Below are 16,339 nucleotides of genomic sequence, written 5' to 3' on the forward strand. Positions count from 1 at the left end.
TTGCCCGTTCACCTCGACCCGTCCAACGGCGGCAACGTCTGGGCGATCCTGCTCGCCGGCCAGAAGATCCCGGAGATCGACTCGCAGGCGGCCTACGCGTTGGCGTCCTCGTGGGTCGAGGCCGCGCGGCAGCTGCAGGGCCTGGACGGGCAGCTGAACGGGTTGGGCGGGCACGTCGAGAACGCCGTGGGCGGCGCGACGGGCCGGGCCTTCCGCGCCTACGTGGGGAAATTCGACGGGGTCATCCCCAAGTTGACCACGGCCGCCCAGGCCCAGTCCCAGTCGCTGCACCAGCTGGCCCTCCAGGTCGAGCACACCGAGTACTCCATCGTCATCGAGCTGTCGTTCTTCGCCCAGGCCATCGCCTGGTCGATGGCCAGTCCCTTCACCGCACCGCTGCTGCCCTCCATCATCACCGCCGGCCGGATGGCCATGACCCGGCTGCTGCAACGCCTGCACTGGGCCGCGCGCATCCTCGCCGAAGCGCTCCAGGAGGCTGTCCAGGAGGTCCTCCAGGACGCCCTCGCGCAGCTCATCCAGTTCATCGAGCGCAACCGCGAACAGTGGGACGCCATGAACACCCTGCTGTCCGCCATCGGCGGCGCGGTGGCCGGTGGCCTGATCGGCGGCGCGCACCAGGTGATCGGCAAGCTCAACCCCAAGCTCTCGGAGAACCCGTTCGTCCACGGCGGGGTGGAGGGCGGCGCCGAGGGCATCGTCGGCGTCGGCATGGGACTCGCGCTGGGCCAGAGCCTGGGCGACGTGTGGACCGGTGTCGTCGGCGGCGCGTTCACCGGGACGACGCAGACCTTCATCGACAACCAGTTCGGCGGCGACGACCTGGCCGGCATCGACGTCGAAGGACCGGACACGTCGGGGATGGAGGTCGAGGACGTCGGCGGCCCGGAGACCGGCACCGGTGTTCCCGAGGAAGGACCGAACACCGGCACCGTGCTGGTGGAGCAGCCTCCCGAGATCTCCGACGAGGCCTTCGGCGACAGTGTCGGCGAGCAGCCGCAGGAGCCGAGCACCGGGGCACCGGAGGGCCCGGTCGACGCTCCGCCGGTCGACGGGGCGGCGGACGAGGTCACGGGGGGACAGCCGGAAGACCAGCCGGGGGCCCCGCAGCCCGGTGACGAGCCGCCGGCGCAGACCGGGGACCACTCGGCGGACGCGCCGATCGCGGGCACCGGCGTCGGCAACGACCCCACCCGGGAGTTGGGGCAGGTCATCGGCACCGGCGCCGGCGCGGCGGTGGGCACGGTGGGGGCCGCCGCGCTCGTCGCGGGCTTCCTGGGCGGTCAGACCAGGCTGGACACCCCACCCCCGGGAGCGCAGGGCACGACACCGCAACCGGGCGCCGCCCCGTCGCAGGACGGCACCCCGCCCACCACGACACAGCGTCCCCACGACCCGGCCGCTGTCGGCACCGGCGGGGCGCCCGGTCCCCAGGACCTGACCGCCCCGCTCGCACCTCCCGGTGCGTCCGACCAGGTCCTCCAGGGCCCCGGCACCCCGCTGCCGCCCGTCACGGGCCCTTCCGAGGACGTGCTGCCGCCACTCGGAGCCGACCAGCGGGACCCGCAGGTCGGGCCGGCCGGTGCGCAGCAGGCGACCTCGGACGAGGCGGCGACGGGACCGGCTCTCCGCACGACCCCCTTCCCGCAGGGGGACCACACCGGCGTGCCGGAGAACGGCGCCACGACACCGCCCGCCGACCAGGGCGCGCAGGTCCCGCCCGGCCAGGGCGACCCGACCGGCACGACCGGTTCACCGCAGCGGCAGGACGGGTACACCGCGCGGCCGGCAGCGGACGGCACGTCGTCCCCGCTCCCGGTGGAGCAGACGCCGATCGCGACGGCACAACCGGCGGCCCACACCCCGCCGCAGCAGGGCGGCACGACCCCGGCCGCGACCCAGGGGCCGAAGTGGACCGCCGAACTGGTGCGGCAGGACGCGCTCGAATCGCGGTACCTGCTGGACGCCTTCGACCCCCCTGCGCGCGACGCGTTCCTGGACAGGGCGACGGTGATCGTGTCCGCGATCCCGGTGGACGACCCCGCGGTGAACGACAGCCTCGTCACGGTGGTCGCCGCCCACCTGGCCGAGGGACGCGGTGACCAGGCGGGTGGGGAGTTCGCGCACGCGGTCGCCAGGGACCTCGGCATCCTCCCCCCGGCCGACCCGACCGGTCGAGGCGGAACCGCGGACCACCCCGGCGCGGAGACGACCGCCTCCCCGGTCCCGCCGACGCAGGCCGCACCACTGCCTCTCCCGCACTCCGCGCCCCCCGCCCCGAACCCGGCCTCGACCGGACCGACGCAGCCCGCGGTCGTGCAGGGCCCGCCCTCGCACGCCACCACCCCCGCCTCGACGGCAGGGGAGCGCACGCCGCCTCCCGCCCCCGGACGTCACCGGTGGACGGAATCCGCGTTGCGGCTGGACGCGGCGGAGTCGGTGCGGGAGTTGGGGGCGTACGACGCCGCTGTGGTGGAGGACGCCATCAAGGGCGCCGTGGAGGTCGTGTCCGCGATCCCGGGGTTGGAACAGGCCGTGGAAGACGATCTCACCGCGGTCGTCGCCCTGCACTTGGTGCAGGAGCACGGCGGCCAGGCCGCCGCGGACTTCGCGCGGTCGCTCGTCCACGACCTCCGAGGGGCTTCGCGGGTGGAGCCCGTTGAAGCGCCGGTCGCCGTCGACCTGTCGGACGCGGAGGACGTCGGGCCTACGGTGAGGTCGGAGTCGCCCGTCGGGCCGGACGTGGCGTCGGGGGAGTCGGTGCTCGCCCCGTCGGAGGAAGGCGCGCGGTCCGAGCCGGTGGTGGCCGGTGCCGGAACAGGTGACAGCTCTCCGGCGCCGTTGTCCTCCGCGTCGAATTCCGCGGGGTGGGGCCCGTCCCAGGCGGGTCGTGCGCCCGCGACGGACGGTGGTGGCCCGAGGTGGACGAAGACGGCGTTGCGGCTGGATGCGGCGGAGTCCTCACGGACGTTGGCGGGGGTCGACCCCGCGATCCGGAAGTCCGTCACGGATCGGGCCGCGAGGATCGTGTCCACCATCCCCGGTCTGGACACGACTGCGCGTGACGACCTCGTCGAGGTGGTCGCGGTGCACCTGGCGGAGGGGCACGACGACGGGCACGGGCTCGCCCACGCCCAGGTGATCGCCAGGGACCTGCGCATCGACCCGTCCGGCCAGTCGGACGAGAGGAGTGACCTGGCCGACGACTCCGGGCGACAACCGCAGGCGCAGACCCCGACCCTCGACTCGGGGACGCCGGAATCCCCGGCGCGCGCGGACGACGCGGTGATCGGCGCGCGCCTGGAGAAGCTGACGCCGTCGCAGCACAGGAAGCTGATGAACACCGCGGCGACGATCGTCAGCGAGCACCACCACGCGCCGCTCGTCATCGGGACGCCCACACCGGACGAGGCGCGCCGGCGGCAGTTGCTCGACGAGATCACCACCGTCGTGGCGCACGCGCTCCACACGGGTACGGAGGAGGCCGCCCGGGAACTGTCCCGGACGTTGGCGACGAGGTTCGGCACCCGGCGCCGCACCGGGCTGCCGGGAGGGAGCCGACCAGCGGCGCTCCCGCACACCGCGGCCGGCCCCTCACACGTCGAGCCGGACGAGTCCGGTGAGAAGGACGCCGGTTTCCCCTCCGCACCGGTCGACGGTCCCCAGGCCGGTGCTCACGCGGTTCCGCTCCCGGACGCCCCGGCGGCACCGGCGGAGGACACCGCCGGCTACGAGACGGCGTCCGAGGGCAGCGGCGACTACGAGACGGCGTCCGAGGGCGGGCGGACCGCCGGTGACACCGCGTCCCGGAGCGAGGACCCCGCACCGGCAGAGGAGATCCCCGCCGAGGACGACGGGCAGGAGTCGCCGCGAACCCTGTCCGCGGACTCCCTGCCCGACTACCTCCGCAGCGGCCAGGCGCTCGGCGTGGCCTCGGCCGCCGCCTCCGCGAACGGCAGGGAACGGGTGCTCGCGGCCCTGGGCGTGATGCTCCCGAAACCCGACGGCGTGCGGCCCGAGGGCGTCGAGAAGGTCGAGCGCGCCCTGGAGGAGGAGTTCGAGTCGCTGCTGGGTACCGGCCGGACCTTCCAGGTGCGGGTCGGCAACAGGTGGTACGAGGCGCGCGTCACCGCCACGCCGCAGTTCCCGGCCGGGGAGATCCCCATCTTCCGGCCCGATGGCGCGGCCCTGCTCGACCTGCGGGTCAACACCGTCGTCTCCTCGGGCACCGTCACCGACAGCGCCTCCGCCGGGGACCTCGCGATCGCGGCGATGGCCAGCCAGGGCGTCGGCGCGTACGCGATGGCGATCGGGAGGACGCCGCGCGCGCACCCCCACACCTACACCAACACCGGGGACTCGGTCACCGACCAGACCATGATCCGGTCGGGGCCTTCCGGGCGGATCACCGTGCCCGTCCGCTACACCGTGGTGCTGAAGGACGACCTCGGGCGCGGGAAGGGGAGCGCCGAGGTGTCCGGCGACGGGGTGGACGTCACCCTCGGCATCCCCGACGACCTGACCAGGGCCATCGATTCCGGCACCCGCTCGGGACCGGTCACGCCGGAGGACCCCGGCTGGGGCGCGAAGCTGGAGCACCCGTTCCCCGAGGCCGTCACCGACCTCGACACCGACACGTCCTTCGCCGACGTCGCGGCCAGGCTGCACCCGTCGGTGACCGCGATCGGCGCCGCCGGTCGCACCACGCTCCGCGAGTTCCTGTCGCCCACCGGCATCCGGGACCAGCTCGTCCCGATGCTCAACGGCTGGGTCACCTCCCCGGACCTGGTCAGCGCGCACGGCGCCCACTCGGCCGTCGTACGCATGAAGGCCGTGCTGCGCGACGCGGAGCTGGTCGGCACCGACGAGGCGTGGCGGCTGCGCAACCGGGGACAGCTGGTCAGCGGCAGCGGGGTCAGCGCGTCGATCGCCGGCGGGTTCGACGCCCGGCTCGCGGTCGGCGGCGGTGTGGGTCTGCCGACGCCGGTGCTCATCGGTGTCGGCGTCACCGGCGGCTACTCCGCGCGGACGGCCGAGAGGTCGTCCGCTGGCAGCGGCACCATGCTGCGCAGCGGCCTGGAGATCAAGCGGGACGTCGGCCTCTACAAGATCACGACCGACGTGCTGGTGCGCGCCTCCACCGGACCGGACACCACGATCCCCGTGACGACCTACCTGCGGGTGGGCATGGGCGAGGCCGCAGACCTGGGCCTGCCGACGACCACGTCCGCAGGCCTCGTCAAGGAGGGCACCGCGGGCACGCGCTCCGCACTGGCGCACCTCACCGACGGCCTGGCCGCGGGCACCCTCCGGGTCGGCGCGTTCACCCCGGCGGACGACGTGCAGCCGCAGGTGGAGGCCGCGCTGAAGAAGCTGCCCGGGTTCGAGCGGTTCCTGCCTGACTGGAACCTCGACGGCGTGCGCCCCGGCAAGGTCCGCGGGAACGCCGCCGACGTGGCCGAGCAGCTGGGCAACCTGCGCGAGCTGACCACGAAGCTCTCGCCGACGGCGCTGCGCGGCAGCATGGAGGAGCTGCTCGGCAACGGCGTCAGGGTCCGGCTCACACGGCGCGGCTGGTTCAGCGACCAGCACGTCTCCGTCGTGGTCAAGGCGAAGCTGGGGCCCGGCACCCACCGGGGCGAGGTCGAGAAGCACCACATCCGCCACTACACGGCCGCGAGCCCCAGGCTGGGCAGCTCCACCACCACCGCGAAGATGTGGAACATCGGCCTGGAAGGGCGGGTCGGCGGCCTGTGGCGGTCCGTCGCCAACGTCGTCGGGCTGTTCCAGAGCGCGGTGCGGCTGCACTTCGGCACGACGACCAGGGCCGCCGGCGGTCCCGTCGTCGAGGCCAGCTCCCTGGACATCGGCAGCCCCGGCGCGCACCTCTTCGAGCACGACGTCGAGTTCGACGTCGAGATCACCTCCTACAGCCGCCCCCGCTCGTGGTGGCGGTGGCTGGCTCCCGGAACGCCGTTCCGGGAGCTGCCGGAGCCGCTGGTGGTGGCGCGCACGGTCGACCTCGCGCGGTCGCTGGACCCGGCTGAACGGGACGACCCCGACGTGCTGCCGCTGATCCGCGGCCCGGTTCGGCTGTGGATGGGCGAGGGGGCGACCGTCGAGGCGGACCCGGAGCGATTCCGCCCCGGCAAGCCCAGCACGGTGCCGCTGTCCCCGGCCGGGGGCGTCGCCTCGCTCCTCAACCCGGGCTCGGCACGTCCGCACCACGAGTGGGTGCACGTGGAGGCCGTGGCGCACACCGAGGCGCTGGGCGAGGCCGTCGTCGAGGCGCTGACCCGGGCGTCGGGCGGCGACGCGTCGCTGACCGCGCCCGGCAGCGAAGCACGCCACCAGCTGGACCGGCTCCTCAGCCCGACGGCCCTCAAGACCACCATGCACCAGTGGGTCCACACCGGCGTCATGGCCGGCGAGCTGCGCTACAACCGCGGGGTGACCGACCGGGTCGGTGCGGTCGGCATGGTGATGGACCTGTCCAACCCGCGCCGCGTGAGCGTGGCGGACACCACGTCCTCGGAGAACTCGGCCACCGGCGGTTCCTACGCGGTCGGTGGGAGGTCCGTCGTCCGCGCCCTGGACTGGATCGTCAACCTGGGCGGCACCGCGCGCCGCAACGCGGCCTCCCCGAAGGGGCTGGGCGGCCTCAACGTCCTGCTCCGGTGGATGCCGCGGCTGCGGTCGAAGTCCGACACCCGCGTGCTCGTCGGACTGGTCGACCGCAACCGGGTGACGGACGAGAACTCCCGCACCGTGCTGGTGCAGATGGACGCCCTGGTGAGCGTCGTCGCCGAGAGCCGGAAGGAGAACACCCTCCACGCGGCCGCGATCGGGATGGCCGGCGTGGCCGTCGCGCTGCCCGGCGCCGTGTTCGTGCGGGTCGACGAGGCGACCGCGATCCGGATGGGTGTGCTGCCCGACGTCGGATCGGCGTTGGAGCCGATCCTGGAGGCGGACGAGTCGGTCCAGCGGGAGTCGGCCGAGGAGGAGTCGGTCCAGCGGGAGCCGGCCCCGCGGACGCCGGAGACGCTCCACCCGCCGCGGCTCCTGGTGCCCGGCCGTCCCGCGACACTGGCGACGGGACTGCTGGAGCCGGGGCGCGACGCCGACCTGTCGGCGGCGGTGTGGAACCTGGTCGACCAGGTGCGCGGGAACGCGGACACCTCGTCCGGGCACGGGCTGCTGCCGGACTCCGTCCTCGACGACCTCATGAACAACCTCCGACGCCTGGCCGACTTCACCACGCCGACCAGCACGAAGGCGCTCATCGACGGTGCGCTCGACGGCGGCGTGCCGCTCCTGCTGCACAAGCCCGGCAAGGGCGTGGGCAAGGACGTCTACCAGGTGACGCTCAAGGCGAGCCTCGTCGACGAACCGCGCTTCGACGGCGTCGTGAACGACGGCGCGAACATCGAGCACGCGATCGTCGGCCTGCGGCGCCACGTCGACGGCACGGCACGGGCCAGCGGCTGGAACGCGATCCTGCGCGCCCCCGGTGCCCACGCCACCGATCCCCAAGGCGGCGACCCGGCCAACACCGTCGGTGTGATGCCCACCGCCGGTACCGCCCGCACACAGGTCGTCAACTGGTCCGCGGGGACCACCGACACCGTCCTCGTCGTGCGCGGCATGAGTGGCCCGATGGCCCTCTACGAGCTGCCGATCCGGTTCGAACTCGTCGTGCAGAAGGGGAACGAGGACATCGCCCGGGTGATCGGGGACCCGGTGGAGCTGCGCCTGCGCCGACAAGCCGACGTGCTCACCACCGTGCCACGCCCGGAAGAGCCCTACCGGGCCGAGGCCCACCTCCGGTCCGCCGAGGAGGCGCGGCTGGGGAACGTGGCCGCGTGGCGCGCCGGCGCCACCCCTATCCCGAAGGCCGCCACCGTCGAGGAAGAGGTCGGCGTGCTCGACCTCCGGGGGGCCGCCGTCGCCGCGCTGCGCCAGGCGGCCCGGAGCACCGACGGCGGTCTCGGGTCCGCGGGGGCGCTGCTGTCCGCCCTGCGCTCCCACGAGCTGGCGGGCTTGACGGGCAAGGGCACCGGCGCGTTGAACACCCTGCTGTCCGCGTTGAGCCCCGAGCAGGTGCAGGCCGCCCTGCCCGGCATGGCCCGGGGTGGGGTGCTGGAGGTCCCGGACCTGCACGAGTCGTCGGTGGGGTGGGCCGACCGGGCCTCGCTGAAGGTGCACGCCAAGCTGGTCAACCCCAGGCTCGGCTCCCTCAGCGACGGGGCGTTCGACTACGACCTGTCGGTGGGCACGACGAGCGACGACACCACATCGGTGCGCGTGCAGGCGAGGGAGCTGTCCGGCGGCCTGGGCGCCGGCACCTTCAACCACGTGGAGCGCCACGCCGACGGCAGCCTCGACGGGCCGAACTCGGTCAACTTCGTCACCAACGGCATGGACGCCCGGCACGTGTCGGAGGCCGTGGACGTCGTCACCGGGGGGAAGGAGAACTTCCGGCACGCCGACCGGCTGGTGATCGACCGCACCGGGGTGGTGGCGTTCGACGTGGAGTACCGGGTCGTCGCCGACCTGGGGGAAGGCCGCGTCGGGGTCTACGACCTGGCCGTCCCGGGTTCGGTGGGCCTGCGGATGCCGGTGGCCGACGCGGAGGCGGTGCTGGGCAAGCCCGTCGACGGCGACCTGGCCGCCGCCCAGGACGCGGTGGACGGAGCCGCGAAGGCGTGGCGCGAGGCCGAGGTCGAGGTCGAGAAGGCGCGGCACCACGTGCAGGACCTGGTGATGGCCGTGGAGCGGACCGACGCCCTGACCGCGGCCGAGGCGGAGGTCGAGAGGGGACGCGCCGAGGTGGCGGTGCGTGCCGAGGCCGAGCGCCTCGTGGAGGTGACCTCGCCCGAGGAGGTCGTCGCGGCGAGGGCCGCAGTGGCCGACCTGGTGGCGCGGGAGTACACCGAGGGGCAGCGGTACACCGCCATTCAGCAGCAGGTACGCGCCACGCAGGAGGTGCTCGGGCAGGCGGAGGACGAGGTCCTCCGGGCCGTGCACGACCAGGAGTTGGCCAACCTGCAGGCGGACCTCCGGCGACAGCAGGCCGTGGTGGGCGGCCTGAACGCGGAGCTGAATGCCGCGCGCGAGCGGTTCACCGAGGCAGCCGAGTCCCGCTCCCGCGCCGAGGACGCCCGCCAGGCATCGACCGCGGCACAGGTCCGCCTCGCCGCCGCCGAGGCCGCGGCGGCGGCCGCGCGCCGGGAACTCGACGCCCACCAGGACGGGCGCGCGCCGCACGGCCGGGTCGCCGCGGCGAAGAGCGCGCTGCGCACCGCGCAGGTCGCGGCGGGAACCGCGAAGCGGAAGTGGTGGCGGGCCAAGGCGGCGGTGGATCGGGAGATTGCCGGCTACAACACCCGCCCCCCGTTGACCCTGGACGACGTCCGGCACGTCCCGTTGACCGACTCCGCCGGTCGTGGGGTCGGTGTGGCCTTCCTGACCGGCACCGAGGCCGAGGTGGCGGCGGACGTGATGCGCGACCGCGGCGCCGGCCGGTTCTCCGTGGCGGTGCACCACGGTGACGACGGGTTCCGCGTGCCGTTGAGGTCCGGCGGCGAGGCGGTCCTCAAGGAAGCCGCGTTCCTGCGGCTGCTGCTGGCTTCGGACGTGGTGCCGCAGGACCGGAAGCTCACGCTGCTGGCGTGCGAGGTGCGCGACGTCGAGGCGCTGCGCGGCTGGGGCCGTGAGCTGGGGCACCGCGGCGGCATCGAGGCGTTCCCGACGAAGGTGCGCCTGTCGCGGACCGGTGGGCTGGAAGTGCTGCCGCCGGGTGCCGAGCCCGCTCCTTCCGATGACGCGGTGGTGCTGGGGTCTACCGACCCCCGCGAGTACACCGTCACTGACATGACCTTCCGCGACCGCTACTTCCCGACCGTCCCGCTGGCCGAGGACGGCCGGACTCTCGACTTCTCGTCCCTCCGGATGTTCGACTGCCCGGCCATCGCTTTCCCGAGCGACTGGCGCAACTGGTTCCACCTCCGGCAGATCGGCGCCAGGCTGCAACTATCCTTGTCCGGAGTAGGTGTCAGTCGGCGCGCGAAGCCGATCTTCGTGTTTGTGCCGGTGCGCGGCGACGACTTCTTGGTGCGAGGAGCGCTCGACGACGGCACCCGGTTGGCCGCCGAAGTGGCGGCGACCGCCACTTACCGCGACCATTTCGACGGTCGGGTATTCCTGATGCAGGACGGGGACGGGTCGCCCGACGACTACGAGCGGCGGGCGACGGTGTTCGCCGCGGCGTTGCGCGGTGAGGGTGCCTCCGTTGCCGTGGTCACCAACACCAAGCCGTTCCCGCGCTCGACCTTTGACCTGAGTCAGGTCAACCCGGTCGTTTCGGCCGAGAGGGACGGGCGGTTCGAGATATGGGGACCGACCCCGCACTTGCCCCGGTACGAGGCGGGACCGCCTCCGCTGTACGTCCCGGTGGAATCGCTGGACGACCTCCAGCACGTGCCGCTGATCGGTGCCCAGGGTGAGTCGGTGGGCATGGCGTTCCTCACCGGGCATGAGGCCGATGTGGCGGTGGACGTGCTGGGCAGGACACCCCTGGGGCCCGGCCGGTTCGCGGTGGCGGTGCACCACGGCGAGGCCGGATTCCGGGTGCCGCGGTCCGGTGGTGAGGTGGTGCTGGGGGACCAGGCGTTCCTGCGGCTGTTGTTGACGATGGGTGTGGTGCCGCGGGACGAGCAGATCGTGCTGCTGGCGTGCGAGGTGCGCGACGTCGAGGCGTTGCGCGGCTGGGGCCGTGAGCTGGGGCACCGCGGCGGGATCGAGGCGTTCCCGACGAAGGTGCGCTTGTCGCGGACCGGTGGGGTGGAAGTGCTGCCGCCGGGTGTCGAGCCCGCTCCTTCCGATGACGCGGTGGTGCTGGGGCCGACCGACCCCCACGAGGAGGACTCCGAGGTCGGATCGGTCATCTTCTTCCCGGGCGGCCGCCGGGCCCTGACCCGCCTGCAGCGGGTTCACGAGAAGCTGCGCGTCCAGTCGTCCGCGCCACGGGTCTTCGTGTACGTGACGGTGCGCGACGGCAGCTTCCTCGTGCGGGGTGAGCCCGCCGACGGCGCGCGGTTGGCCGACGAGGTGGCGTGGAGCGCCACCTACCGCAACGCCCCGGCCGATGCCGAGGTGATCCTGATCCAGGACGGGGACGCGTCGTTCAGGGGCTCCACGATACGGGCGGATGCGTTCGCCGAGGCCCTGGGCGGCGTGCCGCACCGCGTCGTGACCACCAACACCGCCCAGCTGCCGAGCCTCATCGGCCCGCGAGGCTTCGACCTGGATCGCCTGAAGCTGGTCGACGCTTCCCGGACACGGCTGGCCGTTCCGGTGCCGCAACTGCTGCGGAACGCCGGGATCGGTGATCTCGGCGTGTCGTTCCTCGTCGAGGACGACCGCACGGTGCTCATGACCAGGTTCGGCGCCATCGCGACGGACCAGACGCTGCGCCTGGCGAAGATCGTCGGGACGAACGGGAAGGTCGTCTACCTCTCCACCCCGTGGAGGGCCGCTACCCGGGGCGATCGCGCCCGGCCGTTCCTGGTGTTCCTCAACAGCGGAAGGCGCGGGTTCGTAGTCCGGACGTCCCACGACCAGCACCTGCCCCTGTCACCGCGGCTCATGGCCGAGGTGCTGGTGGCGGACCCCGACTTCCGAGCACTGGCAGGTGGCCCGACGCGCCGACCGATGGTCCTGGTCATCGTCGGTGACGGGGATCCGGCGTTGGTCCGGGAGCTGTCCCGGGAGTTGGCCCGCCTCGACGGGCTGCGGCTGCGCTACCGGTACTCGGGGCCGATGCCCGTCCGGGCGGAACACCCCTTCCTGGAGCTCCGGAGCAGCGATGAGCTCCGGGACCCCGAACTCGAGCTGGAGGAGGGGATCGGGTTCGTCAAGCAGGGGTCGGTGTACTTCGTTCCTCAGCAGGAGTTCCCCGGTTTCCGCTACCGGGACGTCGCCGCCGCGTTGGCGGGCGGAGCGGACGTGAGGGGGTCGTGGAGACCGTCGTCCCGGCCCGTCGTGGTCGCACTGCCCACCGCCGAGCAGCACGGTGTCGTCTTCGCCGGCGACCGGCGGCCGGTGGAAGTCGATGGTGTCACCCTGGCTCACCTCATGCTCGAGGACGAGCGGTTCCGCAAGGACCTGAAGTCCCAGATCCGCCCGGTCGTGCTGGTCGGGGAGCACGCGGGCGCGCTGGACGGTCCCGGTGGGTTCGCTTTCGCATTCGCCGCGACCTTGCGCGAGAAGGGGTTCTCCAACCCGGTGTACGCCCCGACGGGGGGTCTGCTGGTCACGTCGGGATCCATCTCGGTGGAGTCGGGTGGCTGGTTCAGGCAGATGTCGGAGCCTGTCGCGCGCGTGAGTCCTCTGACCGGTCCCGATGGTCGGGTGCGCGGCGTCCTCGTGCGGGAACCGAACGACGAACAGCGCTACCGGGACCTGCTGCGGTGGGCGACCGAGCCCCGGTCGCTGATGAACTTCCGGACCCTCGACGGGTACGAGGTGGACTCACCGTGGACGGCTGGACGCACGCCGTTGCCGGTGTTCACCGGACCGGTGTACGACTCGTCCGGGTATGCGGTCTCCCTGGCCGTCCGGTTGCGCAATGACGGCAAGTTCCGCGCGGCGGCGGGAATCGACCCGGACGTGCCGCTGCTGCTGGCGTCCTTGGACAGCGGTCCCGACGTCCGCGATCTCGACGTCGAGTCGTTCGCGCGGGCACTCGTGCCGGGCGGCTACCACCGGCGGGTTCACCACGTCCTCGGCGGACTGCGGATTCGGCCCGACGGGGAGCTGGTGCTCGGCGGCGAGGGTTTCCGGACGGTGGAACCGCGCGAGCTGACGGCTGCCGACGTGGTGATCCACCCGCACCTCGGAGTCACCGACGGCCGGCCGGTCGGCCAGTTCCTCTCGGTCAACGGCGGGCAGGACGCGTTGGTGTCCTTCCGCCGGCGGCGGGAACTCGTGTACGAAGCGACGGATTACGTCCGGCTGGTCCGGGACGGCGAAAACCGGCTCTTGCGAACGGAGACGATCCGCCTTCCTTGGGCCGATCAACCCGCACCGCCCTGGATCGTCGAAACGTCCCTGGATTCACGAGGCGCGTTGGTGCGCATGGCGACCAGCGTCCCGGACATGGCCGGCGACATCGTCCGCTTGGACGGCAGGACACTGACCCGCTTCGTGCTCGACAGCGAAACCTATCGGGAATCGGGGCACGACCTGGCCGCCGGCCTGGTCCTCGTCCCCGATCCCGCCGTCGTGGTGAACGCGCCTTTGCCGGACACGACCGTGATCGGCTTTGCGGTCGACGTCCGCGCCGAGGTCGAGGAACGGACGGGTACCGGTACCCGCGTCTGGACGATGACCGGTATCCGGCAGCTGAACCGGAACCTCCGGCTCGCGACCGTCACGAACGGCAGGTTCGTCGAGGTGCCGCTCCTGCACCGGCCGCCGGAGCCGCTGCCCCCCGCGTACGAGTCGTCTCTCGTCGACGTGCCTGGTGGGGGTGCGCTGCCCCCCGCGTACGAGTCGTCTCTCGTCGACGTGCCTGGTGGGGGTGCGCTGCCCCCCGCGTACGAGTCGTCCCTCGCCGACGTGCTTGCCGCCCCCGTGCACCCGGCCGCCGCCGGGCTCCTGATGGAGCACACCGAGCACGTGCCGCTGACCGACACCGCGGGCCAGTTGTTCGGTGTGGCGTTCCTGACCGGCCGTGAGGCCGAAGTGGCGGTGTCCGCGCTGCGACGGTTGCCCGTTGAGACCGGCCGGTTCGTCGTTGCGGTGCACCACGGTCGACGGGGGTTCCGGGTGCCGTTGCGCTCCGGCGGAGAGGTGCGGTTGGACAACCGCGCGTTCATGCGGCTGCTGCTGGTGTCGGGCGTGGCGCCATCGCGTGCGAACGTGATGCTGTTGACCTGCGATGTGCAGGACACCCAGGAGATCGTGTCACTGGTGCGGGAGTTCAGGCACCGAGGCAGGTTCACCATGCCAGTCGGCTGGACGCAGCTGTCGCGGAGCGGCGTGCGGTACCTGCAGTCGGCACCGAGTTCGCCACAATCGCCGGACGTGGTCGTGCTGTCGGACGACGACCCGGTCGTGCCGTCGGAGGACCACCGGATCGTGCCGGTGGACGACGGTGCGGTCATGCCGGCGTCCGGTGGGGGTGCTGTCCCGCTCGAGGTGGGTTCCGTCGCTTCGGGGTCGTCGGGTGTGGAGCGGTTCGTCCCGGTGGAGGATCACCTGGGCCGGGCGGTGGGTGTGGTGGTCTCCGGTGGTTCGTGGCCCGGTGAGGGGGTGGGGTCGCGGCTGGTTCAGCCTGTGTTGTTGACGGATCGCGTCGGCGGCGGCATGGCGGTGACGACGCGATCCGGTGACCGGGTGGTGTTGGAGGGGAACGACCTCCTGCGGGTGTTGCGCGGTGTGGGGGGCTTGGACGCGGAGGACGAGCGCCGCATCCGGGAAGCGGAGGCCGCGGCACGGGGGCGGTCCGACCGGATCGTGGACGTGTCGGACGAGGACGAGAGCACGCCCCGGCACGAGCGGGCCGGGTCGCCGCCGGTCCACCAAGTGGTCGCCGCGCCGTCCGACGGGGAGCCGGTGGATGACGGTGCGGTCGTGGCGGCGGGTGCCGGCGTGGTCGAGTTCGACGGCGACCTGCCCGGGATCGCCTTCCCCGCCGGGGCGGGGCACGAGGCGCGGTTGCGTGCTCTGCGCGAGTCGTTGGTCGTCCCGCCCGACGAGCGGATCGTGCTCGTTCAGGTACCGGTGCGGGATGGGGCCTTCCTGGTTCGGGGTGTGGCTGACGACGGAACCCGGTTGGCGGCCGAGGTGGCCGCGTCCTCGGCTTACCGCCATGCCGATCCGGAGGCCGCGGTGGTCCTGGTGCAGGACTGGGAGGGTGAGCCGGACGACGGGCGGGCACGGGGTGAGCTGTTCGCGCAGGTGTTGCGCGGGGACGGGCCCTACCGCGAGGTGACGGTGACCACCGAGCCGCTGGAGACGGCCGAACCGGTGGACCTCACCGAGGTCCCCTCGGAGACCGTCTCCCGCCTGCGCATGGCCGATGTGGTGGTGCAGCCCTTGGCGACTGTGGGAGGCGGCGGCTTCGCCGTGTCGTTCATACCGGGTGAGACGCGTGCGATGATCCTGGATACCTTCGCCCGCGGCTTCACGGACCACTCCCTGCGCTCCCTGCAAGTGGTCGACGAGGACGGGTGGACCCGTGACGTGCCGGCGGCGTGGGCCGCTGCCACCCGTGGTGACCGCGCCCGGCCGTTCCTGGTGTTCGTGAGGGCGTGGAGAGACCACCGGTACCTCGTGGCAGGTCCTCGTGGTGTCCCGCAGGAGCTGTCGCCGGAGGAGCTGGCCGAGCTGATCGTGGGGCACCGGCACTTCCAGGCGTTGGCGGGTGGGCCGGTGCGCCGGCCGATGGTCCTGATCATCGTCGGTGCCCCCGTCCGGTTCAGGGATGCCGCGCTGCGCGCGGCCCTCACGCGCCTCGACGGACCGCGTCGGCGTTTCATCTACGGGGGCCCGCTTCCGCTCGACTGGGACTCCCACGTCCTGCAGGGCCAGGACGTCGAGAGCTTGCTGGTGCCGCAGCCCTTGCCGCTGGTGCAGCTCGCCCACACCGCGGTCGGTGGGGTGTTCGCGTTCTCCGTGCCGGAGGGCATGGACGCGGGAGGCCACGCGGAGGTGGTGGCGGCGTTGCGGTCCGTGGCGCGGGTGGTGGGGCCGTGGGGTTCGCGTGAGCCGGTGGTGGTGGCGTTGCCGACCACCGAGCGGTACGGCGTCGTGTTCGGCCTCGACGACCGGGCGGTGGAACTCGACGGTGACGAGGCGGCTCGTGACCTGCTGGCGGACGGGGGTTTCCGGGCGGCGTTGAGGTCGCGTTCGGGTCCGGTGGTGCTGGTGGGGTCGGATTCGGGTTCGTGGCGGGGCATCGGCGGGTTCGGTTTCGACTTCGCGGAGGTGTTGCGGTCGGAGGGTGACTTCCGGGACGTGTACGCGGTGGACGGTGACGTGGTCGTGGGGCCGGAGGGGGTCGCGGCGGCTCCGGGGGCACGGTTCGAGCTGGTGTCGACGCTGCGGTCGGGTGACCTGAACGTGAGCCCCCTGCATGATGCGCTCGGGCGGGTGAGGGGGTTCCTGGTGCGGTCCGAGGGTGACGAGGAGGTCTATCAAAACCTGTTGGTCTGGGCCACCCGCACCACGCCCGAGGCGTTGTCGACCTTCGTGCGGGTGGAGGACGGTGCCGAGCTGTCGACGCCGTGGGCCGATGGCGCGCCGCCGGTGCCGG

The 16,339-nt window shown here is 72.9% G+C and carries 1 protein-coding gene (running past one end of the window); it reads left to right on the forward strand.

Annotated features, from left to right (window positions below; all coding sequences use genetic code 11):
* On the forward strand, nucleotides 1-16,339 hold the 5' end (the start) of the coding sequence (locus J2S66_RS09110; protein WP_310306172.1) for a WXG100-like domain-containing protein. The gene runs 16,661 nt beyond the window's last position; only the first 16,339 of its 33,000 coding nucleotides appear in the window; its start codon is at nucleotides 1-3; its stop codon lies off the right edge, out of view.

This window comes from Saccharothrix longispora, from assembly GCF_031455225.1.
GTDB classification, from domain to species: Bacteria; Actinomycetota; Actinomycetes; order Mycobacteriales; family Pseudonocardiaceae; genus Actinosynnema; species Actinosynnema longispora.